Origin of the sequence: Serratia sp. Ser99 (assembly GCF_024519545.1) — a bacterium.
Classification (GTDB): Bacteria; Pseudomonadota; Gammaproteobacteria; order Enterobacterales; family Enterobacteriaceae; genus Serratia; species Serratia liquefaciens.
The window spans coordinates 114,696-141,003 of the sequence record NZ_JALJRT010000006.1; the positions used below are offsets into that span (position 1 = coordinate 114,696).

At 55.8% G+C, this 26,308-nt stretch carries 23 protein-coding genes; 9 read left to right on the forward strand and 14 right to left on the reverse strand.

Annotated features, from left to right (window positions below; genetic code table 11):
• Positions 1 to 8 precede the first annotated feature (8 nt).
• Positions 9 to 458 (forward strand): helix-turn-helix domain-containing protein, encoded by a 450-nt coding sequence (locus NR114_RS13890; protein WP_116689984.1) that lies wholly within the window; start codon positions 9 to 11, stop codon positions 456 to 458.
• Positions 459 to 476: 18 nt separating this feature from the next.
• On the opposite strand, the gene NR114_RS13895 is transcribed toward NR114_RS13890, so the two are convergent.
• Together NR114_RS13895 and NR114_RS13900 are read right to left on the reverse strand one after the other, a co-directional pair.
• Entirely contained in the window at positions 477 to 653 is a 177-nt protein-coding gene (locus NR114_RS13895) for a type II toxin-antitoxin system RelE/ParE family toxin (protein WP_306217707.1), read from the reverse strand.
• A 129-nt stretch (positions 654 to 782) separates the two neighbouring features.
• A complete protein-coding gene (locus NR114_RS13900) occupies positions 783 to 1,043 on the reverse strand; it encodes a type II toxin-antitoxin system Phd/YefM family antitoxin (protein ID WP_116691114.1) in 261 nt (86 codons plus the stop codon).
• 166 nt (positions 1,044 to 1,209) lie between these two features.
• Here NR114_RS13900 and rluF point away from each other — a divergent pair, with 166 nt between their 5' ends.
• Complete coding sequence (gene rluF, locus NR114_RS13905; RefSeq protein ID WP_116689983.1) at positions 1,210 to 1,995, forward strand: 23S rRNA pseudouridine(2604) synthase RluF; 786 nt, start codon at positions 1,210 to 1,212, stop codon at positions 1,993 to 1,995.
• 94 nt (positions 1,996 to 2,089) lie between these two features.
• Here rluF and NR114_RS13910 read toward each other — a convergent pair whose 3' ends face one another.
• Positions 2,090 to 5,104 carry an autotransporter domain-containing protein gene (locus NR114_RS13910; RefSeq protein ID WP_256824837.1) on the reverse strand — a complete coding sequence of 1,005 codons (3,015 nt, stop codon included), beginning with the start codon at positions 5,102 to 5,104 and terminating at the stop codon, positions 2,090 to 2,092.
• 219 nt (positions 5,105 to 5,323) lie between these two features.
• The gene (locus tag NR114_RS13915) at positions 5,324 to 5,638 is read right to left on the reverse strand and encodes a lipoprotein (protein WP_041414827.1); all 315 of its coding nucleotides are present in this window, start codon (positions 5,636 to 5,638) and stop codon (positions 5,324 to 5,326) included.
• A 178-nt stretch (positions 5,639 to 5,816) separates the two neighbouring features.
• Between NR114_RS13915 and NR114_RS13920 the strand changes: the two genes are divergently transcribed.
• Both NR114_RS13920 and NR114_RS13925 read left to right on the forward strand, forming a co-directional pair.
• Complete coding sequence (locus NR114_RS13920; RefSeq protein WP_256814363.1) at positions 5,817 to 6,449, forward strand: response regulator transcription factor; 633 nt, start codon at positions 5,817 to 5,819, stop codon at positions 6,447 to 6,449.
• The gene (locus NR114_RS13925; protein WP_256814365.1) at positions 6,446 to 8,227 is read left to right on the forward strand and encodes a hybrid sensor histidine kinase/response regulator; all 1,782 of its coding nucleotides are present in this window, start codon (positions 6,446 to 6,448) and stop codon (positions 8,225 to 8,227) included. Before NR114_RS13920 ends, NR114_RS13925 begins: the two co-directional genes overlap by 4 nt.
• 80 nt (positions 8,228 to 8,307) lie before the next feature.
• Here NR114_RS13925 and NR114_RS13930 read toward each other — a convergent pair whose 3' ends face one another.
• Positions 8,308 to 9,141, reverse strand: coding sequence for an enoyl-CoA hydratase/isomerase family protein (locus NR114_RS13930; RefSeq protein WP_256814366.1), 834 nt, complete (start codon positions 9,139 to 9,141; stop codon positions 8,308 to 8,310).
• A 123-nt stretch (positions 9,142 to 9,264) separates the two neighbouring features.
• Between NR114_RS13930 and NR114_RS13935 the strand changes: the two genes are divergently transcribed.
• A complete protein-coding gene (locus tag NR114_RS13935) occupies positions 9,265 to 9,639 on the forward strand; it encodes a helix-turn-helix domain-containing protein (protein ID WP_020828133.1) in 375 nt (124 codons plus the stop codon).
• A 93-nt stretch (positions 9,640 to 9,732) separates the two neighbouring features.
• Here NR114_RS13935 and NR114_RS13940 read toward each other — a convergent pair whose 3' ends face one another.
• The 5 genes from NR114_RS13940 to guaB form a co-directional block, all read right to left on the reverse strand.
• A complete protein-coding gene (locus NR114_RS13940) occupies positions 9,733 to 10,623 on the reverse strand; it encodes an alpha/beta hydrolase (protein WP_256814368.1) in 891 nt (296 codons plus the stop codon).
• A gap of 94 nt (positions 10,624 to 10,717) precedes the next feature.
• Entirely contained in the window at positions 10,718 to 11,854 is a 1,137-nt protein-coding gene (locus NR114_RS13945; RefSeq protein WP_256814369.1) for an NAD(P)/FAD-dependent oxidoreductase, read from the reverse strand.
• Between the two features lie 40 nt (positions 11,855 to 11,894).
• Positions 11,895 to 13,241: an MFS transporter gene (locus NR114_RS13950; RefSeq protein ID WP_256814370.1), complete on the reverse strand. Its 1,347-nt coding sequence runs from the start codon at positions 13,239 to 13,241 to the stop codon at positions 11,895 to 11,897.
• 399 nt (positions 13,242 to 13,640) lie between these two features.
• On the reverse strand, positions 13,641 to 15,218 hold the full coding sequence (guaA, locus tag NR114_RS13955; RefSeq protein WP_020828137.1) for a glutamine-hydrolyzing GMP synthase: 1,578 nt from the start codon (positions 15,216 to 15,218) through the stop codon (positions 13,641 to 13,643).
• A gap of 176 nt (positions 15,219 to 15,394) precedes the next feature.
• A complete protein-coding gene (guaB, locus tag NR114_RS13960) occupies positions 15,395 to 16,858 on the reverse strand; it encodes an IMP dehydrogenase (RefSeq protein WP_020828138.1) in 1,464 nt (487 codons plus the stop codon).
• 170 nt (positions 16,859 to 17,028) lie between these two features.
• On the opposite strand from guaB, the gene xseA reads away from it, so the two are divergent.
• Complete coding sequence (xseA, locus tag NR114_RS13965; protein ID WP_256814417.1) at positions 17,029 to 18,405, forward strand: exodeoxyribonuclease VII large subunit; 1,377 nt, start codon at positions 17,029 to 17,031, stop codon at positions 18,403 to 18,405.
• Between the two features lie 6 nt (positions 18,406 to 18,411).
• Here xseA and NR114_RS13970 read toward each other — a convergent pair whose 3' ends face one another.
• Both NR114_RS13970 and NR114_RS13975 read right to left on the reverse strand, forming a co-directional pair.
• Positions 18,412 to 20,778 carry a TIM-barrel domain-containing protein gene (locus NR114_RS13970; protein WP_256814371.1) on the reverse strand — a complete coding sequence of 789 codons (2,367 nt, stop codon included), beginning with the start codon at positions 20,776 to 20,778 and terminating at the stop codon, positions 18,412 to 18,414.
• A gap of 11 nt (positions 20,779 to 20,789) precedes the next feature.
• Positions 20,790 to 22,097, reverse strand: a complete 1,308-nt coding sequence (locus NR114_RS13975; protein ID WP_115058263.1) for an MFS transporter — start codon at positions 22,095 to 22,097, stop codon at positions 20,790 to 20,792.
• Between the two features lie 365 nt (positions 22,098 to 22,462).
• On the opposite strand from NR114_RS13975, the gene NR114_RS13980 reads away from it, so the two are divergent.
• From NR114_RS13980 to NR114_RS13990, 3 genes are all read left to right on the forward strand, one after another.
• On the forward strand, positions 22,463 to 23,545 hold the full coding sequence (locus NR114_RS13980) for a LacI family DNA-binding transcriptional regulator (protein ID WP_020828142.1): 1,083 nt from the start codon (positions 22,463 to 22,465) through the stop codon (positions 23,543 to 23,545).
• An 81-nt stretch (positions 23,546 to 23,626) separates the two neighbouring features.
• Positions 23,627 to 24,652: a M4 family metallopeptidase gene (locus NR114_RS13985; protein ID WP_256814374.1), complete on the forward strand. Its 1,026-nt coding sequence runs from the start codon at positions 23,627 to 23,629 to the stop codon at positions 24,650 to 24,652.
• Entirely contained in the window at positions 24,652 to 24,993 is a 342-nt protein-coding gene (locus tag NR114_RS13990; protein WP_046372907.1) for a protealysin inhibitor emfourin, read from the forward strand. The genes NR114_RS13985 and NR114_RS13990 overlap by 1 nt, the downstream gene beginning before the upstream one ends.
• 46 nt (positions 24,994 to 25,039) lie before the next feature.
• Here the strand turns inward: NR114_RS13990 and NR114_RS13995 are convergent, their stop codons facing one another.
• The gene (locus tag NR114_RS13995; RefSeq protein ID WP_256814375.1) at positions 25,040 to 25,273 is read right to left on the reverse strand and encodes a zinc ribbon domain-containing protein; all 234 of its coding nucleotides are present in this window, start codon (positions 25,271 to 25,273) and stop codon (positions 25,040 to 25,042) included.
• 13 nt (positions 25,274 to 25,286) lie between these two features.
• Positions 25,287 to 26,243: an AEC family transporter gene (locus tag NR114_RS14000; RefSeq protein WP_020828147.1), complete on the reverse strand. Its 957-nt coding sequence runs from the start codon at positions 26,241 to 26,243 to the stop codon at positions 25,287 to 25,289.
• Between the last annotated feature and the right edge of the window lie 65 nt (positions 26,244 to 26,308).

Genomic DNA, 26,308 nt, shown 5'->3' on the forward strand with positions numbered 1-26,308 from the left:
GGGATAATGTGAAACGTAAAAGCCTGGAAGATGCGCCGTGCCCGGTGGCACGCACTTTGGATGTGATTGGCGACTGGTGGTCACTGTTGATTGTGCGCGACGCTTTCGACGGCGTGCGCCGCTTCAGTGAATTCCAAAAGGGGCTGGGGATGGCGAAAAATATCCTTTCCACCCGTCTGCGCACCCTGGTGGCACAGGGCATTCTGGAGATCGCACCGGCCTCAGACGGCAGCGCCTATCAGGAGTATATTCTCACCGACAAGGGCCGGGCCCTGTTCCCGGTGATCGTCGGCTTGCGCCAATGGGGGGAAGATCATCTGTTTGCCGAGCAAGAGGCGCCTTCAACCTTAGTCGAAAGCGACAGCGGCCAACCGATCCCACGCATGACGCCGACCGGCAGCGTCGGGCAAACGCTCACACCGCTGAATACCCGGGTGGTAAAGGTGGGTGAAGAGTAAAATCACATTAGTTGAACCTTAGAGCCGCTGAGGCAGATGTTTGGCTGGAACGCGGCTTTGGTGCAAAACTGCAAGAATGGTAATTTCGCTGTTTGCTGTAGCGTAATAAATCATATGGCTGAGGTAGGGAAGGCTATAAACACCGTTCCCTAGATCCTCGACTCGATGCTGCCCAATGCCTGGTATTTCCGCCAGGTTGGTTAATCATTGGCGCAGCCTTACAAGGTAATCTCTGGATTGCTGCATGCCCCAGTTGCTCAATGTGTAGTCGCGAATCTCCCGGATATCGCTTTGCGCCTCACCGGCCAGTCGCTAACTGGCCATTTATCCTTTAGCCTGCTCCAGCAGCTCAGAGAAAAACGTCTCGCCATCAACGGCATTGCCGATCGCCATATCATGCTGGGAACGCTGAATCTTCATTTGTAACAGTTGGAGTTTCATCGCTTCAATTTGCTCGTAATCTTCGGCAGACACCACAACCGCAACGGGCTTGCCATTACGGGTGATTTGTACCGGTTCACGCTGAGCCTTAAGCAGCAAATCGCCAAACTGGGTTTTGGCTTCATTGGCTGTCAGAATATGCATTTTCATTACCTTTCGACTGAATCGTTCGATTCGCTCATTCGATTTCTTGAGCAAAAATTATTCACACGATTTTATTGGGGGCGATCTTTCGGTTTACGCATTACCCCATATGCCCCTTCGCAAGGCCTCAAGGGTTACTGTATAGTCCGCGTTTTACGGGGAAATCATGCTGACTCAATCATCCATTCGCCTTAATAAATACATTAGCGACAGCGGCATCTGTTCACGCCGCAGTGCCGATCGTCATATCAAACAGGGCAACGTTTTCATCAACGGCAACGTAGCCGCCGTGGCCGCTCAGGTATTTGTCGGGGACGTGGTGCAAGTTAACGGCCAGCGGATTGAGCCACGTAATGCGGAAGATTTGGTGCTTATCGCGCTGAACAAGCCGGTGGGCATCATCACCAGCATGGGAAAGCACGTGCAAAATAACATCGGTGATTTCGTCAATCACAGCAAACGCACCTTTCCTATAGGCCGTCTGGACAAAGATTCCCAGGGGCTGATTCTCCTGACCAATCACGGCGAACTGGTCAATAAGATCCTTCGTGCCGGCAATAACCACGAAAAAGAGTATCTGGTTACCGTCGATAAGCCGCTGACCGACGCATTTATTCAGGGGATGAGCGCCGGTGTCCCCATCCTGGATACGGTGACGAAAAAGTGCCGGGTGGAGAAAATCGCGCCGCAGATGTTTCGCATCACGCTGGTTCAGGGCCTTAACCGCCAAATCCGCCGTATGAGCAAATACTTTGGTTATCACGTCACCAAACTTGAGCGTGTGCGCATTATGAACGTCGATTTGACTGGATTGCCGCTGGGCGAATGGCGAGATTTGACCGGTGACGAAAAGAACGTGCTGTTTAAGCTGATTGAGCACTCATCTTGCGAGGATGTTCGCCTGCCCGTTTCGCTAGCGCCTGATGTCAGCGAAAATCTCGACACGGAGTGAAGGTTTTCTGGAGCAGAGATATCGCCAGGCAACCAGGTAAAACTGCAAGTTGCCCAACGACATCTCAAGACCAAAGGCCCTTTTCCTCAGTGAATCAGAACGACCATCTGATATTGGCATTGACCGAATTGACCTGGGTATCAGAACCGTACTGCCCCTGATAACCGAGAGCCAACGTAGTGGAACGCGACAGCTTCACGCTCACCCCCACATCCGCCACCAGCAGATTGTCATCTACCGCCTGTCCCTGCGTGATAAATGCGTCGCTGCCGGCAAATGCCATGCGCGATGACGTATTTTTATCGCCGTAAGCGTGCTGCCAGCCTAATGAACCGTAAAGGCTGACGTTTTTCGGCAGTTCGGTAGATCCCCGCACGCCCAACGTTGAATAGAACGTATTCATCGTTTCATTACGGACGCTCAGCGCCGCTGCCCCACCTTTCTCCTGGAAGTTATCGGTATGCAAACGGATATAACTCAGGTTGACGAATGGCTCGATATTCGCATCCAACTGACCAAAACGGTAACCCGCTTCGGTGAACGCCAGCAGCGAGTCTGCGTCATAGTCCGCCTTGAGCCGATCCGAGTAATTGCCGAAATTAACGTTGCGCTCATTTTCGAGTCGGTGCCAGGTATAGCCCAGCGCACCGCGCAGGGAGAAGGCATCCTGCTGCCCTGCAGCGTACAGACCCAGGTGGTAATTATCGCTGTCGGAACTGGAGCGACGGCTATCGACATCATAGTCGCCACGGCTATAGCCTACGTATCCCCCTACGCGGATACTGTGGTCAGCGAGTTTACGATCGGCGCCCAACAGGAAACCGCTGGTGTGGCCGTCCAATTTCCCAACGTTGTCATTACCGCTGTTTCTCATCCAGGAGCCGAACGTCTGCCCCCAAACGCCGTTATTTTCAGCCTGAGCCGGTTGAACCAACGTCATCGCCATCGGTGGAACAGGCAGCGCATCATTATCAAATACGCGAAGCATGCGCTGATTCAACACGTTGAGCAGCATGCTACTGCCGGCGATCAGGTTAGACTGAATGGACGGATAAACTTCACCGGACAGTTGATTGAACGCCTCGCGCGCTTCCGGTGCGCTCAACAGCAGCACAGAGTTATACAAGGCCAGCGAAGGACCGCTTTGCGTTAACGTCGAGAGCGCACCGGCGGTATTCCACTGGTTACTGGTTTGCGCGACCGTCTGGAAAATACCGGGCTTGCCGCCTTCGCCTGGGTTACCACCTTCACCTGGGTTACCACCTTCACCTGGGTTGCCACCTTCACCTGGGTTGCCACCTTCACCTGGGTTGCCACCTTCACCTGGGTTACCGCCCTCGCCTGGATTACCGTCCTTTTGTGCAATCGTCAGATCCACAGCGTTGGTGCTGTGGTTAAGCGCAACGTCCAAAAATGCAGATTTTGAGACGGCTTCAGCAAACCGACCGTCAATCCCGCCATCCGAGGTCAAAATGCGATAGCTTTGGCCAGTTTGATAGCTGGTTTGCGGATCCAACGCGGTCACCTGCACCTTGGCCTGATCGCTGATGGTGGTTTTGCCTGAAACGACCAGTTTGTCGCTGCTGCCATCACCGGCGATATCGACGTCATAGAAGGATTCACCCAGGAAATTCAGATAGCGTTTCAGCGTCAGGGTACCGATGTTGCCGTCGCCAGGGGAAATGTGGCCGCCGGACTGGATTTCAGCCTGCCCCAAGGTGCCGTTGCCGCCCAGCGTCCCGCCGGCTTTGATTGACGCGGCGCTGCTGTAACCCAGACCATTGCTGACGTCAGAACCGGCAGTGGCGTTCAGGATCAGCGTGCCGCCATTCTCGGCGCTCAGCGTCTGCACATCGAAAACGTTGTCTTCTTGCTGCGTATTGATGTCGCTGGCGATGGTGATTTTGCCGCCGCGTGCGGTGACATTCGCCTGGAGTTGAGTCAGGTCGCCGCTCAACGTCGTCTGGCCGGCCGTGTTGATGACTTCGCCTTCGCCGACCATCTTGTTGCGGAAGTCGTAGTTATCTGAGTTGTGATTAAAGTAAACGTAGCTGCCGAACAACCCGCCACGCAGATTGACCACCGTTTGGGCATCGACAGTACCCGCACCACCCGCCGCGCCGAGCGTAGGTTCGGTCAAGCCGGTGCCGGTATCCATGTTGCCGCGGCTGCCGATAATCAACGCGCCGCGGTTAGAGCCGGACCCGGTATCCCCCAGCCGCAATTCGTTGCTGCCGGCAGAGAATGAGCCGCCATCAACAACCGACAGCACCCCGTTGCCATAATCCCCTACGTTGACATTGCCCGCACTGGTAAAGCGTGAGCCGTTGCCGGCGATGTAAAGCTCTGCGGTTTTTCTTGAGCCTGAAACACCGGCAATCTCCGCGCTACCAACGTTGACCGCACCGCCGTTCAGCACGTCCACATCGCCATTGGCGGTGAGCGACTGGGTGATATTCCACAGAGAGTTATTGCCGGTCACCGTGGCTTTGGGGTTGAGCTTGTCAGCCTCGTCGGGGCGAAAACCGCTGTCGATTCTGGCGGCGGCCGTGGTGGTCACTACCCCGCCATCTTCAATCAGCAAGGTTGAACGTGCGCCCTGTCCGAAGCCGAGACCGAGTCTCTCACTGATCACCTGGGAACCGGCCCCTTTGACATTAAGATGGCTGTCATACCCCCCGGTGGTGCCGACGATAATCTCTTCCGCCGTCGCCAATCCGCCCTCTTCTACCCGTAACGTCCCCAGCCCCAGATTCAGACTGCCGTGCATAACGGATTGGTCATTGATCGCATTTAATACGGCATTCGGCCCTTTGACCGTGACCAGGCTTTCGTATATCTGGCCATTAGCACGACGGCCAATATTGACGTTATAGGCATTGATTTGGCCATTATCGATCAACAGGTTTCCGCTTTGATTACGGCCGACGTAAACATCCCCGGTGTAAGTCAAAGATTCGGTAATACGTGATTCACCATCAAAAATAGCATCATCGGCACGCGCCACGTCGGCTGGGCCAATCAATATCAACGGTGCGGAAAAAAGTGCGAGGTAAACTTTCGAAAGCGGTTTTCTTACCGCTAAGTTATGCGATGTTTTATCTTTCATGTTTTCTCTCCGGCCCAATTATCTTGATGCCATCAAAGTTATTATTTATATGAAAAACTCAATGCATTAGAGGATGCGCGGCGCGTTTTGCGAGAACACAGGCTGATTTGTCATCGAGACACTAGCTTATTGCCCCCCAGCGCTAACGTCTCGATGCCAAAATGATGGGAACTGCGGATCGGTATTGATCATCCACCCTCGCTAAACGCGTCAGGTGAATTATTTATGCGTAACGACCGGGGTACAGCTTGGTGTGCTTAACGACGGGGCTGAACCTAAAATACCCGGCATCATCATCGAGGAACAGTCAAAGATTCGTCCTTTCTCCGTAGTGGCACGGTAAGAAAGTTTTTGCCCGCCAAGGGCGTCGGGTTGGGCACCATTAACATTGGTGACGGTAATTTCATCCGATGAACCCAGGCCCAGCATTTTGGCCGTTTCCGCCTGCAGCAGCGGTATTGCCTGATCGGTTTTCAATGTGGAACAGCCAGCTACCAGAAGCGTAACGGTTAATGCGATAAGTGGTTTTCTCATAAATTGTCCTTTGTAACCAAACAGTTCCAAATGCTGAATGGCTTTATGTTTTACCTTATCAAAATCCCTGAATAATATATTTCCCTTTCCTAACCGAAAAAACCCTCCTAAAGTAGGGAGGGTAGAAAATAACAAGTCGTCAGACCAATCTGATAGGTTTTAGCAAAAGGAGATACCCTTGGGGCAGGATTATGCGTTGGTCGTTGATGACCATCCGTTGGTGGCAAGTGGCATCGCCAATTTCCTGAGTACGCACTGTCGATTTAAACACGCCTACGTGATGACAAACGAGGAGAGTTGTTATCGACATATTCTGGAAAATGGCGCCCCGCGTTTAATCGTCATCGACTTTTGGTTATCCGACGGCACGGCATTAAAATTACTCAAAGAGATCAGACAGCTTTACCCACAGGTAAGATTATTAGTGGTCAGCGGCGATGAAAATAATGAAATAGGCCAAAAGGTACGTGATGCCGGAGGCCATGGTTTCGTGCTCAAAAATGAGCCACCAGAATTATTCGCCAAAGCCGTTGCTGCGCTGTTAGAAAATCAAAGCTGGTTTCCTATGGATAATCTATTGGAGGCTTCCAGTGCCAAAAGCCATCTTCAAAATTTCAATTTAACGCCGCGACAAATTGACGTTTTGACCATGATGATGCGCGGCTTCCCCAATAAGAGAATAGCCTCTCAGCTTGCTATTTCCGAACCTACGGTTAAAGAGCACATCAGCAATATCCTTAAAAAAATAGGCGTAAACAGTCGGGTAGAAGCTATTACGTTACTGCATGGCAGGCAGGGGCCGTCCGAATGAAACTACTTCAATCTTTACAAGATGATGGCATTTCGTCGCACGCGCAAATCCGATTATTGAACAATACGTTTATTCGATTGGTCTTTAGTTTCAGTGCTGTGCCCTGTGTCGGCATCCCCTTTGCTATTTGGATATATTTACTGGGTGAACCGCTGTGGCCGATAATCAGCTGGATAATAGTGTATTTATTCTGCGCTTTGGCTATCCGATTATGGCACCAAAGATATCAACGCGAAGCGGATAAAGAGGATGCGGGCGTTATTCTTAACCGCTGGCTCCCACATATCAACAAAGTCGCCTTCGTACATGGGATAGGTATATCCTCATTATATTTAATAACCCCACAAATAAATAATTTCGATTTTTTCCTGTTATTAAATATCAGCATCGCGGCCATCGTCGCGGCGAACGCGACCCATTTGACGCCCATCATCAGTACCTTTACCCTGTTCTTCTTTGCCTGCTGGGGCATGCTTAACATTGGCATCATCTGGCGTTTAAACGACGTCATGCTCATTGTGTTGATGCTCAACCTGCTTTACGGGTTCGCCATCTACCGCCACGCATTGAGTTCTCATCAGTTTTTTATTCAGCAAGCCCGTCTCGAAGAGAAGAGCTCTCGCCTTGCGGAGCAATTTCGCCAGGCCAAAGAGGAGGCGGAACAAGCCCTGCTCGATAAAAACCAGTTTCTGACCACCGCCAGTCACGACTTGCGCCAACCGGTACATGCCATGGGTTTCCTGATCGAGGCCATCATCCATAAAAATCGCGATGCCTCTTTAACCCCCCAGCTGTTGGATCTGCAGCAGAGCGTGCGCTCCGTGCACCTGATGTTCAATTCTTTGCTCGATCTCAGCAAGATTGAGTCCGGCAACGTCAGTACGGCGACCACCCATGTCGATATTGGAACCCTGCTTGACTCGGTGATTACCCTGTTCCGTGAAGAAGCGAACAGCCGGGGATTATCCCTGCGGACATGGCGCCCCAAGCGACGCATTGCCGTTATGGGCGATCAATTGCTCATCCGACAATCGCTGATTAACCTGATACAAAATGCGCTGCGCTACACCCAGAAAGGCGGCGTATTGATTGCCATCCGCCCACAAAAGGGAGAATGCCTGATCGAAGTCTGGGACACCGGCGTGGGCATCGCCGACGAAGAGAAAGGCAAAATCTTCTCCCCCTACTATCGCCCCGAACTGGCGTGGAAAATCGATAGCGCCGGTCATGGGTTAGGCCTTGCGGTAGTGGCCCGCTGCGCCAAATTGATGAAGGTGAAATACGGCATGCGCTCCGTGGAGGGCAAGGGATCGCATTTCTGGATGCGTTTTGCCCTCTATACCGGCGAAGTCAAAGCGCCAGAAAACCTCAACGCCTATACCCACAGCCAGATCCCTACCCGCTATGAGTCATTGAGCGGCGCCTGCCTGGTGGTGGATGATGATCCGCTGGTCACCTCCGCCTGGTCGAGTTTGATGAGTACCTGGGGGATCACCGTGCGTTGCGCCGCTTCCGCCGAGGAGGCTTTTGCGATTATCGACGCAGGCTTCACCCCCTTCGCCGTGCTTTGCGATCAACGGCTCCGCTCCGGTGAAAGCGGCTTCGATATATTGAAAGCGCTGTTCGAACGCCTGCCGAACACCAGCGGCGCCATGGTCAGCGGGGAATTCAACTCCCCCATTTTGCAAGAGGCCGAACAGGAAGGTTATCTGGTATTAAGAAAGCCGCTGGAACCTGCGAAGCTGCATGCCTTGCTGTCGCAGTGGTCATCCTGCTAGCCGGTGCCAGGCCTGTTCGGGGCTTTATCCTGCCGACGTTGCATTTCCGGCATCGGCAAGATTGCGGCTGAGGCTGCCGCTTAGGCACCAAGATTGCGCAGCAGGCCTTCGAGGTTGCGCTCACCCACTTTGGTTTGGGCGCCTGCCTTCAGTCCGCCCCGAATGAGTCTCTCCGCTGCAGGGCGTTCAAAAAGCCCCGCCCAGGCCTCATGCTCACGATAAAAACCTTCCCGCAGATCTGCCGCCGGCATCGCCTGCTTGGCCGCCGCGATAACCCCTTCGGGCAGTGCCGCAATGTTGTGCGCCAGGCGTTCGACAAAGTCGTCGAGTTCGGATGCGGGCAAGGCGCGGTTAATCCAGCCATAGCGCTCTGCGGTCGCCGCGTCGATAAGATCGGCTCCCAGGATCACTTCAAGCGCGCGACCACGCGTCATGCGGTTCGTCAGGTATTGCGTCGCGCCGCCACCGGGCGTAATGCACATCAAGGCTTCGCATTGGGCCAGTCCTGCCCGCCCTTCGGCGGCAAAAGCCATGTCGGCCGCCGCAACGAATTCTGCGCCGCCCCCACGCGCCAACCCGGCAAGCTTAACGATAGTCACCTGGGGCTGGCTGCGCAGCAACTCACCGAATGCCTGGAACGGGTTGAGCCCTTCCGGCGCATTACGCGCCAGCTCATCGAAAGCATGCGGTTCATCGATTAAGGTCATGTCGACATGAGCAATGAAGAACTCCGGATCCGCACTCTGGAAAACCAGCACGCGAGTATCCGGGTCGCCACGCAAGGCACGCAGTAAGCGGCTGATTTCCGACATCAAAGCCACATCAAGCACGTTGACCGGCGGATTATTGAGGGTGATCGTCAAGACCCCCTTTGCGTGAGACAAGCTGAGTTTGCTGAAATCGGTATCTTTCATGTCGATGTCCTTGTTTGTCAGGGTATCGGCGCTGGACTTTCGCGCCGCCGATCGAATGGTATACTTTGCATACCTGGCGTCAATTACGCACTTGAAGCATCCCAGGGATGCTGGAGGATACCGATGGAGACGAATGAAACTGTCTACCGCGCTGACTGCCCGAGCCGAATCATTCTCGACCAGATCGCGGACAAATGGTCAATGATGGTGCTGGAGGTGCTGCGTGAGCCGAGGCGCTTCAATGCGATCAAGCGTCGCCTTGATGGCGTCACTCAACGTGTGCTCACCCAGACGCTGCGCAAGCTGGAGCGTAACGGCATGGTGAACCGCAAGGTTTTGGATGGGCGGGTGCTCGGCGTCGAGTATTCGCTGACGCCGCTCGGCCAGTCATTGCAAGGGCCGTTCTCTATTCTGTTTGAGTGGACTATGGGGAATATGGAGGCTATTCAGGACTGCCGGCGCAGATATGATGAGCAAAACCAGCAGCTTGAACAGTGAGGCTCCTGCCTCACTTTTCCTTGCGATGAATGGCCGCGTACATCCAGTAATCACCCGGCGATAACCGAAACTCTAGAAATGAGTGGGAGGCGATCAGAGGTTGCGGAATATTCCCGAGATCAGCGTCCTGGAAAGCAGAGAAGTCGGGTCAGCCCACTCCATCAGCACATCGAAATGGTTGCAATGGGGCACCTCGAGCAGATCCGTTTCCGCACCGGCCGCTTTATACAAAGCGGCAAAGGCTTCGGACTGCCGCTTGAAGCCGGGCGGATCGCCTTCAGCCCAGGCAACGGTGATGGGGCACCCCGGCGCAGGGATGTGACGCATCGGGCTGTAATCGGCCACGCTGGTGTCGGAGAGTGCCAGCCATGCCTGCACGGGCGTCTTCATCAAAGGTGCGAGTTCAAAAAGCCCGCTGATGGGAAAAGCAAACTTCACCACATCGGTCGGCACGCCAAAAGCTACATGCCAGCCTGGTGCTAATAGCGTTGCAAGCAAATGGCCACCAGCAGAGCTGCCACCCAGCGAGATCCGTTGCGGATCCAGCCCAAACTCATGTCCCCGCCGCCAAATGAACGCCACCGCACTGCGTACGGCATGGACGATGTCACCAATGCCGGCTGCCGGCGCAAGCGGATAATCTATAACCACCGTGGCAATGCCATTTGCCGCCAATGTGCCCGCCATCATCGCGGAATCTGCTTTCGACAGCGCTCGCCAGTATCCCCCGTGAATAAAAAGAAAAACGGGCAGCAGCGGCCCGTTTCCATTCACCGTTGGCCCATAAATATCCAGAGCCTGGCCACTTTTCTGGCAATAGGTGATATCAAAATGGAGGCCATAAGCCTGTTTCATCTTTTCAGACTGCGAGCGATAACGCGCCATTTCTTTGGCGAAGCCGTCGACACCTACCGTAGCGCGTGCATCGTAATCCTCATTGAGGCGTGCCGGATCCATAAACACTTCGTCTGCCAAAAGCGTCATTTTTCAACCTCCCTGATGAATACCGCCATATCCCAGCGGCTGCGGAATGAAAAAGTGGTTAGTCCCGGCCCCGTTTCTCGGGCCGGAGCAATGATCAGGCCAAAGTGCCCGTCGGCAGGCTTAACGCCGTTTTCATACGCTCTGCGCCGATCTGCTCGCAGCGTCCGGTGATCCGCAAAACGGCCGAACGAACGTCGTCTGGCCACAGGTTCATATGCCCCATGCGTTCCGCCGTGTCTTGGGTATGTTCGGTCAACGGCCTTTCCTGCGCTTCCCAGGCTGCCAGCGCCGCCGGAATATCCCGGTTATTTTCCAGACTGACAGCCAATCCAAGAGCATTCATCAGTGCGCAACCGCCCCCTTGGCCGAGGTAGGGCGGCATTGCATGGGCTGCATCGCCAAGGATCGCCACCTGCCCTTTGCTCCAGGCCTTGAGCTTCAGCACCTCAAACACATCCCAGCGGCCGGCCTCGCCAAAACGTGCGATCAGGCCGGAAAGGTGTGGGAAGGATTTGCGCCAAAGTGCCGGGGCAATCGGAAGCTGATAGGCACCCACATCGTCCTCAGCGCAGCACAGCGCGACATACAAATCGGTCGCGCTGGCGGGCGTATAAAGGATCCGCCTCGTGCCTGAAAAGTACTCAATGTAGTTCGAGCGATCTGCAGGCGGTACGTCATCGTCATCGCGCTTCAACATCATTCTGACCGCGCCATAGTGCAGCGGCTTGCGGTACATCAGCAGGTCCAGAGATTCTCTCACCCGTGAGTTGATACCGTCAGCGCCGATCACCAAATCGGCTGACAGCATTCGCTTGTCCGCCATCAGCAGCTTTCCATCCGGTGTCGCCCCCACCGCCTCGGAATCGCTGACAATTTCAGCACCGGCGCGGCGAGCCGCATTGAGCAAAGACAGCAGCAGCCGCTCGCGCAGGATGGTAACCAGACGTGGGGCACCGCTGCTGTTGATCGGAATATCCTCCATCGTTGCGTTGCCGTGATCCCGGGTCTGGAATACGGCCCCTTCGTGTGCCCCCACCATAGCTTCGTCATAGGCTCCAATCGCCTCGAGCACACGCAGCCCATTACTCCAGATATAGATGCCCGCACCAAAGGTGCGCAGGTTTGCCGAACGCTCATGCACTCTCACGCTCCAGCCACGCTGAGCCAGCGCCGCCGCCGCCGTAAGCCCGGCGATACCTGCCCCAGCAATTTCTGCATGCAGTTGCTTCATACCCTCTCCTCAGCCCCGTTTGTTTTGATCGTACCCGTCGTTAAGAACCCGCCTGTACCGCAAACAGATCCTTTCTCCTGGTCATGCAGAACAACGCCAAAGCGGCAATTAATGCGGGAATCGCCATCCAGTAGAAAAAATTCTGCAAATCACCAACCACGGTATATAGCCAAGAGCCAAGATAAGCCCCCGTGATGGAACCCACATGACCCACGCCGATCCCCCATGACACTCCGGTCGCACGTGCCGTGGTGGGATAAAGGCCAGCGCTCAAGATACTGATGTTGTTCAATGCTCCCGTGAGGGTAAAACCCACGAAAAAAACGCAAACCAATAAACGGGTAGAACTGCCGAGCTGGCTGCCGGTAACCAGCAGCGCGACCGAGGCCAATAAGGCTAAAGGAGGAAGTATTTTGGCGATACCGATTCGATCGATGAGAAGTGCGGTAATTATGCCACCGATCATGCCCCCCAGAGGCAGCATTGCGGCAACATGTAAGGCCATCCGAGCGTCAAAGCCGCTGCTGCGCAATACCGTGGGTAGCCAATTGCTCAACAGGTAGAACGAGAATAAGCAGCAGAAAAAGGTCAGCCAGAGTAGCAGCGTACGCTCGGTTCGCCCTTCAGAAAATAGCGCCGCCACGGGAGACAGCTGCAGGTTTTTTTCACCGGGCTTTCTGTCCATACCGTCGGTAAAGATTACGTCCTGCCAATTCCTATGGCCGCCAATCCGCTCGACGATCCGCAGTAATTTAGCTCTCTGTTGCGGCCTGTTGGCCAGGAAACAGATCGACTCAGGGAGCATGAAATACAGCACTGGCAGCATCACCAAAGGAGCGATACTGCCCACAAAGAGCAGGCCTCTCCAGCCCAGCACCGGCAGCAGCAAGTCGGCCACCCAGCCGCCGAGCGCCATACCCAAGGTAAAACCGGAAAAGCTCAAGGTGACCAGCAACATGCGCCAGCGAATGGGCGAATACTCTGACACCAGAGTAATGCAACCGGGCAATACGCCGCCTAGTCCCATGCCAGTCAGCAACCGCAGTGCCACAAGCACGCTAATCGATGAGGAAAAGGCATAACCCAGGGTGCCTAAAGCGACGATAACCGAGCAGATCAGCAACACCGTTTTGCGCCCATAACGGTCCGCCGCGGGGCCACAAATGAAACTGCCGAGTAACATGCCGAACAGACCTGCTGCGAAAGCCGGGCCCAACTCGGCGCGATCAATCCCCCATTCTTGAGCCAATTCAGGGGCGATATAACCCATCGCGCTGGCATCCAGACCATTAATCATCAATACAATAAAACACAAGAGCAGCGTCATTATCTGCAAACCGCCAAGCGGGCTTTGATCGACAATGTCGGTGACGGATTGTTTGTTCATGGCAAAAATCCTCTTTTCTTGTTTTTGTATTACCTTGCATCATGAAAAGCACGCCACCACCGGCAGCACGGCCCGGGATTAACCGGTGAATGAAATGGTGCCAACATACTGATTAGTAATAATTTACCTTCTGCCAGTTCCGAAGCTTATGCATACCCTGGTGTTTTACTGGGTAGCGCTGCAGGGGCAGGTTTTCCAGAGAGCAGGGATTGACCGAGTATAGGGCTGTGCTGATATCAGGGAATAATCAAAAAAGGGATCTTTGGTATAACCAAAATGAATACAAGGAGGCACGCAAAGGGAATATTTCGTGGGTGTCGGAAAAAAGAAAACCCCCGCACAGCATAGCCGCAACGGGGGTTTTAAAATCATCACTGATAGTCAGTGATTAGCGGTTCATCATTCCCACTCAATGGTAGCCGGTGGCTTACCGCTGATGTCATAAACCACACGGGAAATGCCGTTGACTTCGTTGATGATGCGGTTGGAGACGCGGCCGAGGAAATCGTACGGCAGGTGCGCCCAATGTGCGGTCATAAAGTCGATGGTTTCCACTGCGCGCAGTGAAACAACCCAGTCGTATTTACGGCCATCGCCCATCACGCCAACCGAACGCACCGGCAGGAACACGGTGAATGCCTGGCTGACTTTGTTGTAGAGATCGGCTTTGTGCAGCTCTTCGATGAAGATCGCATCGGCACGGCGCAGCAGATCGCAGTACTCTTTCTTCACTTCGCCCAGTACGCGTACGCCCAAACCTGGGCCCGGGAACGGGTGACGGTAAAGCATGTCGTACGGCAGGCCCAGTTCCAGACCGATTTTGCGCACTTCGTCTTTGAACAGCTCTTTCAGCGGCTCGACCAGGCCCAGCTTCATCTCTTTCGGCAGGCCACCCACGTTGTGGTGCGATTTGATCACGTGCGCTTTGCCGGTGGCGGAAGCGGCGGATTCGATCACGTCCGGATAGATGGTGCCCTGCGCCAGCCATTTCACTTCAGTCTGCTTGCAGGCTTCTTCGTCGAACAGTTCAACGAACACGCGGCCGATGATCTTGCGCTTGGCTTCCGGTTCGTCAACGCCGGCTAACGCGCTCAGGAAGCGATCTTCCGCCGCCACGTGAACGATGTTCAGGCCGAAGTGGTCGCCAAACATTTCCAGCACCTGGTCTGCTTCATTCAGACGCAGCAGGCCGTTATCGACGAACACGCAGGTCAGGCGTTTACCGATGGCGCGATGCAGCAGCATTGCGGTCACGGAAGAGTCGACGCCGCCGGACAGGCCGAGGATCACGTGATCTTCGCCCACCTGCTCACGAATGCGCTCTACCGCATCTTCGATGATGGTCGCCGGGGTCCACAGGGCTTCACACTGGCAGATATCCAGCACGAAACGCTCCAGCATGCGCTGGCCCTGACGGGTGTGGGTCACTTCCGGGTGGAACTGCACGCCGTAGAAGCGTTTTTCTTCGTTGGCCATAATGGCAAACGGGCAGGTATCGGTGCTGGCAACGGTCACGAAGTCGGACGGGATAGCGGTCACTTTGTCGCCGTGGCTCATCCACACGTCGAGCAGCGGTTTACCGGTTGGGCTCAGCGCGTCTTCGATGCCGCGAACCAGTGCGCTGTCGGTGGTAATTTCCACCTGCGCGTAACCGAATTCACGCTCGTTGGAACCTTGCACATGGCCGCCCAGCTGCATTGCCATGGTCTGCATGCCGTAGCATACGCCCAGCACAGGTACACCGGCGGTGAACACGTATTCTGGCGCACGCGGGCTGTTGGTTTCGGTGGTGCTTTCCGGGCCGCCGGACAGGATGATGCCGCTCGGATTGAATTCGCGGATTTGCTCTTCGCTAACGTCCCAGGCCCACAGCTCGCAGTAAACGCCGATTTCGCGCACGCGGCGGGCGACCAGTTGGGTGTATTGCGAACCAAAGTCCAGAATCAGAATGCGATGCTTATGGATATTTTTTGTCATGTGAGGCGAATTCCAGCAACAGAGAAAAAGGAAAATCTAAAACGTTAGGACAGTTTCAGTCGGCGAGGCCAAACAGTTGGTGGTCGCCCGCAGCACAGCATGCGCAGTTGACATAAAGTCAATGAGCAATGCGAGCAGCGGACGACGAACAAATGCGCCGGCCGCAGCCCCTGAAATTAACCCATGCGGTAGTTCGGTGACTCTTTGGTGATGGTCACGTCATGCACGTGGCTTTCCTGAATACCGGCGCCGCTGATGCGAACAAATTCAGCCTTGGTACGCAGGTCGTCGATGGTGGCGCAGCCGGTCAGGCCCATGCAAGAACGCAGGCCGCCCATTTGCTGGTGTACGATCGCTTTCAGCATGCCTTTGTAAGCCACGCGGCCTTCGATACCTTCCGGCACCAGTTTGTCGGCGGCGTTATCGGTCTGGAAATAACGGTCGGAAGAGCCTTTGGACATCGCGCCCAGTGAACCCATACCACGGTAGGATTTGAACGAACGGCCCTGATACAGCTCGATTTCGCCCGGTGATTCTTCGGTACCCGCCAGCATGGAGCCGACCATTACGCAGGATGCGCCGGCCGCGATAGCTTTGGCGATGTCACCGGAGAAGCGAATGCCGCCGTCGGCGATGACCGGGATACCTGTCCCTTCCAGCGCTTCAACCGCATCGGCGATGGCGGTGATCTGCGGGACGCCTACGCCGGTTACGATACGAGTAGTGCAGATGGAGCCAGGGCCGATACCTACTTTGACCGCACTGACGCCGGCGTCAGCCAGCGCTTTGGCACCGGCTGCGGTAGCCACGTTGCCGCCCACGATCTGCAGATCCGGGTATTTGGCGCGCGTTTCGCGAATACGCTGCAATACGCCTTCGGAATGGCCATGCGAGGAGTCGATCAGCAGCACGTCAACGCCGGCGGCGACCAGCGCATCAACGCGCTCTTCGTTACCTGCGCCTGCCCCCACCGCTGCGCCAACGCGCAGACGGCCATGCTCGTCTTTACAGGCGTTTGGCTTGCGTTCCGCTTTCTGGAAGTCTTTTACGGTGATCATGCCCAGCAGGTGGAAGCTGTCGTCCACTACCAGCGCTTTCTCAACGCGTTTTTCGTGCATTTTCTGCAGCACGACTTCACGCGCTTCGCCTTCTTTCACCGTAACCAGACGCTCTTTCGGCGTCATCACGGCGGTAACAGGCTGGTTCAGATCGGTGACGAAGCGGACGTCGCGGCCGGTAATGATACCGACCAGTTCGTTCTCTTCGGTGACGACAGGGTAACCGGCGAAGCCGTTACGTGCGGTCAGCTCTTTCACTTCTTTCAGGGTAGTGGCAGGGGTTACGGCTTGTGGATCGGTTACCACGCCGCTTTCATGTTTTTTCACGCGGCGGACTTCTTCTGCCTGACGCTCGATAGACATGTTTTTGTGAATGAAGCCCAGACCGCCTTCCTGCGCCAGCGCGATGGCCAGGCCGGATTCGGTAACGGTATCCATGGCTGCGGACAGCATAGGGATATTCAGGCGGATATTTTTGGTCAGTTGGGTGCCGAGCTCAGCGGTATTAGGCAGAACCGTAGAGTGAGCTGGAACCAGGAGAACGTCGTCAAACGTTAGTGCTTCTTTCGCGATACGTAGCATGGGCAATATCTCACCAGAGTGGGCTGTGAAAAAGATAAAATATTGCCGCGGCATTATACAGAGCGTAATCGGTTGCCTCCAGCACTTTCTCACAAAAACTCTTGATTACCTTTTTTAGCCATGTAGTATCGACCAATTAAGTGCTTGTTTTGAAATTTGATCTGGGTCACATGTCGATACCTGCTTCGCCTTCCATTTTTACCGTAAGCCGCCTGAATCAGACGGTTCGACAGCTGCTGGAAATGGAAATGGGCCAGATTTGGCTCTCCGCCGAGATCTCCAACTTCTCCCAGCCGTCTTCCGGTCATTGGTATTTCACGCTGAAAGACGACCGCGCGCAGGTGCGTTGCGCGATGTTCCGCAACACTAACCGTCGTACTACCTTCCGCCCGCAAAATGGCCAACAGGTGCTGGTACGCGCCAGCATCACGCTGTATGAGCCGCGCGGCGACTATCAGCTGATCGCCGAAAGCATGCAGCCCGCCGGCGACGGCCTGTTGCAACAGCAGTTCGATCAGTTAAAACAGCGACTGAGCGCCGAAGGACTTTTTGACCAACAGTTCAAACAGCCGCTGCCCAGCCCGGCCAAACGCGTCGGGGTGATCACCTCCGCCAGCGGCGCGGCGCTGCACGATGTGCTGCAGGTGCTGCAACGGCGCGATCCTTCATTGCCCATCGTTATCTACCCTACTTCGGTGCAGGGCGCGGAAGCCCCCCTGCAGATTGTACGTGCCATCGAAACGGCCAACCGCCGTGACGAGTGCGACGTGCTGATCGTCGGCCGTGGCGGGGGTTCACTGGAAGACCTGTGGAGCTTTAACGACGAACGCGTTGCGCGGGCGATTTTCGCCAGCCGCATTCCGATTGTCAGCGCCGTCGGCCACGAAACCGACGTCACCATTGCCGACTTTGTCGCCGATCTGCGTGCGCCAACCCCTTCTGCCGCTGCCGAACTGGTCAGTCGCAATCAGTTGGAACTGCTGCGTCAGCTGCAATCACAGCAACAGCGGATGGAAATGGCGATGGACTACTACCTGGCGCAGCGCCATCAGCAGTTCACCCGCATCAACCACCGTTTGCAGCAGCAGCACCCGCACCTGCGTCTGGCGCGCCAACAAACGCTGTTGTTCAAACTGCAACGTCGGTTGGAAGACGGCATGCAAAACCAACTGCGTCTGTCTTCGCGTCGCAGCGAGCGGGTTCAGCAACGGCTGGCGCAGATGCAACCGCAGGCGCGTATTCACCGCTACCAACAACGCGTGCAGCAACAGGAATACCGTTTGCAGCAGGCATGGGATCGCCAGCTTAACGGCCTGCGCCAGCGCTTCGGCGTCGCCTGCAGCCAACTCGAGGCCGTCAGCCCGCTGGCGACGCTGGCCCGCGGCTACAGCGTGACGCAAACCCCGCGCGGCGAACTGCTGAAAACCACCAAGCAGGCTCAGGTTGGCGAACTGCTGAAAACCCGTCTGCAGGATGGTTGGGTGGAAAGCGAGGTGAAAACCATCACCGTTGCCAAAAAGCCGCGCAAGAAACGCGCGGCCGAATAATCCCGCTTACTCCAGCGTAAAACGGCTGCCCGGTACGCCGTTAATCCACAGTTCTCGCGTCTCTCCAGTTGGCAAACTGCAGGCCAACGTCTGCCATGCCGGTTTGAACCGGCCTTCGGCAGTGATGTTCAGCATGATGCGTTGAGTGTCGCTGAGCATCTCCCAGCGCAGCCACAGCGCATCGCCCTGCTGCCAGCCATAACTTTCCCCGTCATCTTCGAATAACAGCCCAGAAGCGCTGCCACAGCCTTTGAGCGGATACAGCTTCAGCTCGCGCCGATCGTCCGCCGTCACGTCAACATGCGCCAATCGCGACGACAAAGGTATCGCGGCACCGGCACGTACCAGCAGCGGCAAGCGCTCCAGCGGTGCTTCCAGCAGCACCTCCTGGCCGCCGCTGAACCATTGGCCGCTGTAGAAGCAGTACCAGCCGTCGCCGTTATCCGGCAGATACACCGGCCGCTGACGCTGCCCCTGCTCCACCACGCTGGCCACCAGCAGATCGCGACCTATCATAAAATCATCGGTTTCGTTCAGCGTGCGCTCATCATGCTCGTGGTCGAGGAAGGTCGGGCGCAGCATCGGTTCGTCGTCGACGCTGGCCTGCCACAGCAAGGTGTAGAAATACGGCATCAGCCGATAACGCAAAGCAATCGCCTCGCGCACTGCCGGCGTCACCGCAGGGTACATCCAGGGTTCGTTAACCGTGGCGTCGTCGTTCCAGGAGTGGATGGTGAAACGCGGATGCATCACGCCATTTTGCACCCAACGCACCAGCAGTTCGGCGTCCGGCCTGTCGCCGGAGAACCCCCCCACGTCGTGCCCGAGGTTGTACAAACCGGACAGGCTCATGCCCAGCCCCATGCGAATGTTGTAACGCAGGGTTTGCCAACTGGTACGGTTATCGCCGCTCCAGGTCTGCACATAACGTTGCATACCGGCACAGCCGGAGCGTGAAATCAGGTACGGCCGCAGCTCAGGAGCAAAGCGCTGCTGCGCCTCCATCGAGGCGCGCATCATCAGCAACGGCATCACCGGGCGAATATGTTTGATGGCAATCGGCCGGCCAAAACCGTGGCAACGCGCCTCGCCGTCCCACACTTCATATTCGTTATTGTCATTCCAGGTGGAATCGATGCCCATTTCCAGCAGTTGCTGAGTCACGCCCTGCTGCCACCAGTGCACTGCCGCCGGGTTGGTGAAGTCCAGATGTGAGCCTTCGTCGTCCCAAAAGCTCGAACGCTCCGGCCTATCGCTTTCTGAATCGCGGATAAACAGCCCTAACTGCGCCGCCTGTTGATACTGCGGATGATCCTGCAACAGGCACGGCTTGATGTTGGCCGCCAATTTCAATCCGGCATCGTGGAAAGCCTGACTCAGCTGCTTGGGTTGCGGCACCTTGTCGTAGTTCCAGTTGAACACGTAACGCTTGTTGCCGATCGAGGTATAACCCGAGGACAGCTGGAAGGAGTCACAGGGAATGTCATGTTGGTGACAAAGCTCAATAAACTGCTGTAGCTGCTGTTGAGCATCCGGCGCGTCGGTGTAATGCATGGTGGATCCGCTGTAGCCCAGGCTCCATTTGGGCCCGAAGTGTGTCTTGCCGGTCAGGCGTACAAACGCCTTGGTGACATCCAGCACCTTTGGCCCGAGGAACAGGTAATAATCCAAATCCCCCGCCTCGGCCTGATAGCGGCGATAGGCCAGGTGGTAATTGTCGATCTCGTTACCCAAATCCAGCCAGCAACTGCTCAGGTTGTCGTAAAACAGCCCAAAGCTGGCCTCTTCTCCACGGGTGATGGTGAAAGGAATGTGCTTGTACAGCGGGTCAGTGCTGGCGGCGTTGTAACCCATTGCATCCAGATTGCGCATTTCAAAACGGCGGCCACTGCGCTCCAAATCACCAGCCTTCTCGCCCAGGCCATAATAGCGCTCGGCGGCATGGCGACGTTGATAATGGGCCACGCCGTCACCGTGCGGGTTAAGCAAATAGGCGCTGGTGGGCCGATCGGCTGCCAGCGGACGCCATTCACCGGCGGCGTTACAGTGTTCCCATTCCAGCCACAGCGGCTGATGCACGGTCACGCGCAGCGCAGAGGTGGTCAGCACCAGTCGATCCTCATGCTGCTGCAAGTGGTAACCCGGCAGGCTGAAACCGGCGACGCTCAGCCGGTCGCGCCCTTCCCAGGGCACGTCGGTCTGTGGCGCAATGCTCCAGGTGCGATCCAGCGCCAGCTCTCCGCTGCGCTTGATCAACACGCGACACAGGTGGTTTTCCAACACGTACAGGCAAAACAGATGGCGTTCATCGACCAGCAGTTCAATACGATCGGCATACTGTCCTGCCAGCGTCCAGTTTTTTAAGGTTTTCATAGGCATCCAACTTAACTATTGAGTGTTTTTTTACCGCCGCGTTCGGCGATCAAAGCAATCAGGAACAGGGCGCCGATCAGGTCGAAGAAGCCCATGGCGATGAATAAGGGGTTAAAACCGACGGTGTCGGAGACCGCACCGATCAGCAACGTAAACAGGAAGCTGGCGATCCAGGCGCTGGAGCCGCGCATGCCGTTGACGGTCGCCATTTGGTTTTTATCGAACGACTCCACCACCAGCGCGCTGAGCATGCAGGAGATCACCTGGTGCCCGAAGCCACCGATCGAGATCAGGGCGATCGCCACGTAGGGATCTTTGGTGATCGCCACAAACGCCAGCGAAACCATCATAAAGGCGCCCGTCACCGAGCTGGCGACCACCGAGTTGACGCGGCTGCAGCCGAACCACTTGCGGTACAGGGTGGTGAGATAGCCGCTGGCGACGCTGCCGATGTCCGCCGCCAAAAACGGCAGCCAGGCAAACATGGCGATGTGCTTTAAGTCCATGCCGCGCTCGGTGGCCAGGTACAGCGGCACCCAGAAACTGAACACCGCCCAGGCCGGTTCGGCGAGAAAGGCCGGAATGGCGATGCCATAGAACTTTTTGTTGCGGCACAAAATCGCCAGCGACTTGAGAAACGGCAATCTGGGCAGTTCCGGTTCATTGTCTTCGCGGATCAGATCCAGCTCCTGCTGGCTCAGATTGGGGTGCTGCTGCGGCGAGTGATAGAACAACCACCACAAAACTACCCAGATCAACGCCAGCGCGCCGGAGAACAAAAAAGCGCCCTGCCAGCCAAAGGAAACGTGGGCAATCACGATAATTGGCGGAGCCAGCATGGCGCCAATAGAGAAACCGACGCCCGCCCAACCGGCGGCGATCGGCCGCTCCTTTTTAGGGAACCAGTCGGAAATCGCCTTGGCGTTGGCCGGTGTGGCCGCCGCTTCCGCCCCGCCCATAAAGAACCGCAGTATAGCCAGTTGAAGCCAACTGCCCGCGCCGGCATGCAGCATGCAAACAACCGCCCAGATACTGGCGCAGATCAGAAAACCCATCTTCAGGCCAATAACGTCGATCAGCCAGCCGCAGATCGGCTGAAATACCGTATAGGCCAGTTGGAACGACGCCACCACCCAGGAGTACTGCTCGGTGGTCATGTTGAGGCTGGTTTTCAGTTCAGGTGCCAGAATGCCCAGCGAATTACGGGTGATGTAGTTGACCGTTACGCCCAGTAAAAACAGCGCCAACATCCACCAGCGCAGCGATTTGAACTTGCGCCGGCCGGTATCGGCGACCCTTTGATTAATTTCAACACTCATCTGTCTTCTCTCCACGACGGCTGCCCGGTGCAACAGCGCGCCTTTTGGTAGGGTACGTTTTGGTATCGAAGGTATGGGCCGTGGAAAACTGCGCTATGTCTGACAAAGACCAACGCATCACGATCACAACCACATGATTTATTTTCGTTTTATTTATAATTCAGCCCATTAATTGGACTGATAAATCTATAAAGTTGGTATACCAATTCAGACTAACCAGCCGGAAGCGTGAGCGAAACGAGGTTTTTTGCAAAAATTCTCATGCATAGAATAAAAGCTCGCCATAATGGCGACAGAAGCCTGACAGTACGCTGAAAAAACACCGTGAAAATATTTTCATTACCGAATTTGAAGGAGATCACAGAATGAACGGAAAGCTGAAAATACAGGAAATTGCCCGGCAAACCGGGCTGTCGATCAGCACCGTTTCACGTGTATTAGCCGGTAAGTCCAATACCAGCGTCGAAGCTCGACAAAAGGTGTTGGCCTGCGCTCAACAGAACGGCATTCTGCAGGGCATTTCCAGCGGCAGGCTGATGCTCAATAACGTGATGGTCTTCGCCCCCCAGCGCGCTTTTGATGTGCGCACCGATATCTTCTACTACAAAGTGATCCAGGGGATCTCCGCCGCATTAGCTGAGCATGAAGTGCGGATCCGCTATTGTGGGCTGGAAGAACTGCACAGCGACGGCGCGTTGTTTCTGGAAAAAATGAGCGATCCGCAAACTCAGGCGGCGCTGATAATCGGCATCGACGACGAACACATTCACCAGTTGGCCGCCGACCTGAATAAACCCTGCGTACTGATTAACTGCACCGACCGCCAGATGCGGCTCGACAGCGTGTCACCCGATCACCAACTGATTGGCGAGTTCTCCGCCAACTATCTGATGCAACAAGGGCATAGCCATATTTTGAATCTGCAATGCCTGCGCCGCCACACCATGGAACTGCGGCTGGCGGGTATTAAACAAGCCTATGCGCGGCACAATATCGCCTTTGACGACGGCCGCCATCTGGTGACAACTTCCGGCTTCGGCAGCGAAGAGGCCGAACAGGCGCTTACCACCTTTATCAACCGGGTGAGCCACCGCTCGCAGCTGCCAACGGCCATTCTTGCCGGTGGCGACTACATGGCGGTCGGCGCGGTCAAGGCGCTGAACAAGCTGCAGCTGAGCGTGCCGGGGGATATCTCGGTGATGAGCACCGACGGCTTCAATCTGGCGGAAATTCACGACGTGCCGCTCACCTCGGTGCAGGTACCGCGCGACGAGCTGGGTTATGAGGCGATCCAACTGCTGCAACGCCGCATGCTGCGCGCCGATGCACCGCCTTGTAACCTGCTGCTGCACGGCAAACTGGCGGTACGCGCCTCGGTCAAACGCATCAGTCCCCATAAAACCAGCCCGGCGGTCAGCACCCATGACCACCGCCTTTACGATGTCTGAACTACACTTAGTGGCAGAATATTTATAAATACCCGATAGCTTAAAGATGAGGGCTAAATTTTTTGCCTAAGGAGAGCCACTATGCCGACCCTGACAGCACGTTCAGTCATTCCCCCTTATATGCTGCGCCGAATCATTGAACACGGCAGCCTACCGCAGCGCGACTGCGCATTGCATACCCTGAACCACGTCCAGAGCCTGCTCGGTAACAAGCCGTTGCGTGCGCCCGGCGCGAAAACCGCCAGCGCCGGCCAGGTTATTCGCGATATTTACGACGCCGAAAACGGTACCCAACTGCCCGGAAAACAGGTGCGTAATGAGGGCCAACCCAGTAACCACGACGTCGCAGTAGATGAAGCTTACGACTACCTCGGCGTGACCTACGATTTCTTCTGGCAGGCATTCAAACGTAATTCTCTGGACAATCGCGGTCTGCCGCTGACCGGCAGCGTACATTACGGCAAGGAATACCAAAACGCCTTTTGGAACGGCCAGCAGATGGTCTTCGGCGACGGTGACGGCGAAATCTTTAACCGTTTTACCATCGCCATCGACGTGGTTGGCCATGAACTGGCGCATGGCGTTACCGAAAGCGAAGCAGGGTTAATTTACTTCCAGCAGGCTGGTGCGCTGAATGAGTCGCTGTCCGACGTGTTTGGTTCTCTGGTTAAACAATTCCACCTCAAACAGACCGCGGATAAAGCCGACTGGCTAATTGGCGAGGGACTGCTGGCGAAAGGCATCAACGGCAAGGGCCTGCGTTCCATGTCGGCCCCCGGTACGGCTTACGACGATCCGCTGCTGGGGAAAGACCCACAACCGACCAGCATGAAGGACTATATTCAGACCAAAGAGGATAACGGCGGCGTACACCTTAACTCCGGCATCCCCAACCGCGCTTTCTATCTGGCAGCTAAAGCACTGGGGGGTTTTGCCTGGGAAAAAGCGGGCTATATTTGGTACGACACGCTTTGCGACAAGACGCTGCCGCAGGACGCCGACTTCGCTACCTTTGCCCGCACTACGGTAAAACATGCGCAACAACGTTTCGACGGTGACGTGGCGGATAAGGTGCAGCAGGCCTGGCATCAGGTGGGGGTGGAATAATGAAACCCTTGCCGACGCTCAATCAGGACACGGTCATTGAGCTGGCACGTGAAGGCGGCTTCGCCTTTATTCCCAAACTGGCTGGCCAGCGGCGCATTGCGCTTGCCGATATTACGCCGGAACAGCGGCAACGTCTGAATCAACTGTTGAACCAGACGCTGCCCTACGCGCAAGAGGAGGGGCAGCCAGGTTCTCCCGGCTGCGGCGACCAGCGCTACTTCCGCGTGCAAATCAGCTATTACAGCCAAACATTGAGTAGTGAAATCGTGCTGCTGATACCGGAAACCAGCGCCCCGCAGGCATTGATCGACCTTTGGAAAACCGGTCAGGTCGATGAGTGAACGGTTCTAAAGTTAGGGACGCAACGGCGAGTTAATCGGGGCGAATTTATTCGCCCTCTACCCAAGGTGTATAGCTGAACAACACGCGCTTTTTCGATATCAGCCCATGGCCATTTTGGCACAGATAATCTACCGCGCCGCAGGCCTTCAATTCTTGCAGCTGCTGCCGGCATTCCGGACACTCGGCCAACTGGCGATAATCGCGGTGACAGGCTTCGCAATGATAGTGACCCTTCACCCGCTGCATTGCCTGGTGACATTGCGGACATAGCGCTTCCATAGACTCTCCCGAGTTAAATTACGCCCCATGAGCGTAAGAAATAGATCCCCAGCGCGGTGGTGAAAAACGACCCGACGGTGGTGATGGCGATAATGTTCGCCGCCAGCGTGGCATTGCCGCCCATGGCGCGCGTCATGACATAACTGCCGGAGGCGGTTGGCGTGGCCGAGAACAGGAAGATAATCCCCAATGCCGCGCCCTGGAAACCGCATAGCCAGCCACCCAACGTCATCAATATCGGCACCAGAAACAGTTTAGCGCTGGAGGACAGCGCCGCCACATTAGACGAGCGGAACATGGCGCGCAAATCCAGGCTGGCACCGGTGCACAGCAGCGCCAGTGGCAACGATAACCCTGAGATATAGCTGCCGGTTTGCCGGATAACCTGTGGGATTTCCAGCCCGGTCTGGGCGAACAGCAACCCACACACCAGGCCGATAATCAGCGGGTTAGTGACGATACTGCGCAACAGCGACAGCCGGCTGATCTTCTTACCCTCTCCGCCCTGCAGGCTGCGGGTCAGGGTCACCACCGACAGTACGTTAAACAGGATCACCGTGACCGTCAGGTATAACGACCCCAGCGCAACCCCTTCGCTGCCATAAGCGGTCATGGCATAAGCCAGGCCGACGATGGCGGTATTGGCACGGAAACCACCCTGAACAAAGACGCCGCGCTCACGCGGTTCTTTCACCAGCCAGACGGCGGCTATCTCCAGCAACAGGAAAGTGGCGACGGTGCCGACCGCACCGTAGATCACCAGCGACAGGTTACCCAGCAGTTGCGGATGATTGGTGGCAATGCTGAAGAACAGCAAGCAAGGCAGCGCCAGATTGAACACCAACCGCGTGGCGCCATCAATAAAGCGGTCATCCATCATCCGCCAGTGGCGTAGCAGCACGCCCAGCAACATCATTAACAGATTGGGTACGGTGACGCTGAACGCAAAACTCCAGGTTTCCCAGGACATGGTGTTCCTTCAAGCTGACGGCGGTAATCTTCAGATAATAAAACGATTTCGGCGCAATAAAAAAG

Excerpts from the sequence above, each read along its gene's own strand:
- guaA (WP_020828137.1), bottom strand. The coding sequence starts at position 15,218 with ATGACAAAAAATATCCATAAGCATCGCATTCTGATTCTGGACTTTGGT.
- NR114_RS14000 (WP_020828147.1), bottom strand. The coding sequence starts at position 26,243 with ATGTCCTGGGAAACCTGGAGTTTTGCGTTCAGCGTCACCGTACCCAAT.
- NR114_RS13980 (WP_020828142.1), top strand. The coding sequence starts at position 22,463 with ATGAACGGAAAGCTGAAAATACAGGAAATTGCCCGGCAAACCGGGCTG.
- NR114_RS13975 (WP_115058263.1), bottom strand. The coding sequence starts at position 22,097 with ATGAGTGTTGAAATTAATCAAAGGGTCGCCGATACCGGCCGGCGCAAG.
- NR114_RS13940 (WP_256814368.1), bottom strand. The coding sequence starts at position 10,623 with ATGACGCTTTTGGCAGACGAAGTGTTTATGGATCCGGCACGCCTCAAT.
- NR114_RS13950 (WP_256814370.1), bottom strand. The coding sequence starts at position 13,241 with ATGAACAAACAATCCGTCACCGACATTGTCGATCAAAGCCCGCTTGGC.
- NR114_RS13970 (WP_256814371.1), bottom strand. The coding sequence starts at position 20,778 with ATGAAAACCTTAAAAAACTGGACGCTGGCAGGACAGTATGCCGATCGT.
- NR114_RS13900 (WP_116691114.1), bottom strand. The coding sequence starts at position 1,043 with ATGCATATTCTGACAGCCAATGAAGCCAAAACCCAGTTTGGCGATTTG.
- NR114_RS13910 (WP_256824837.1), bottom strand. The coding sequence starts at position 5,104 with ATGAAAGATAAAACATCGCATAACTTAGCGGTAAGAAAACCGCTTTCG.
- NR114_RS13935 (WP_020828133.1), top strand. The coding sequence starts at position 9,265 with ATGGAGACGAATGAAACTGTCTACCGCGCTGACTGCCCGAGCCGAATC.
- rluF (WP_116689983.1), top strand. The coding sequence starts at position 1,210 with ATGCTGACTCAATCATCCATTCGCCTTAATAAATACATTAGCGACAGC.
- guaB (WP_020828138.1), bottom strand. The coding sequence starts at position 16,858 with ATGCTACGTATCGCGAAAGAAGCACTAACGTTTGACGACGTTCTCCTG.
- NR114_RS13995 (WP_256814375.1), bottom strand. The coding sequence starts at position 25,273 with ATGGAAGCGCTATGTCCGCAATGTCACCAGGCAATGCAGCGGGTGAAG.
- NR114_RS13925 (WP_256814365.1), top strand. The coding sequence starts at position 6,446 with ATGAAACTACTTCAATCTTTACAAGATGATGGCATTTCGTCGCACGCG.
- NR114_RS13945 (WP_256814369.1), bottom strand. The coding sequence starts at position 11,854 with ATGAAGCAACTGCATGCAGAAATTGCTGGGGCAGGTATCGCCGGGCTT.
- NR114_RS13915 (WP_041414827.1), bottom strand. The coding sequence starts at position 5,638 with ATGAGAAAACCACTTATCGCATTAACCGTTACGCTTCTGGTAGCTGGC.
- xseA (WP_256814417.1), top strand. The coding sequence starts at position 17,029 with ATGTCGATACCTGCTTCGCCTTCCATTTTTACCGTAAGCCGCCTGAAT.
- NR114_RS13990 (WP_046372907.1), top strand. The coding sequence starts at position 24,652 with ATGAAACCCTTGCCGACGCTCAATCAGGACACGGTCATTGAGCTGGCA.
- NR114_RS13930 (WP_256814366.1), bottom strand. The coding sequence starts at position 9,141 with ATGAAAGATACCGATTTCAGCAAACTCAGCTTGTCTCACGCAAAGGGG.
- NR114_RS13985 (WP_256814374.1), top strand. The coding sequence starts at position 23,627 with ATGCCGACCCTGACAGCACGTTCAGTCATTCCCCCTTATATGCTGCGC.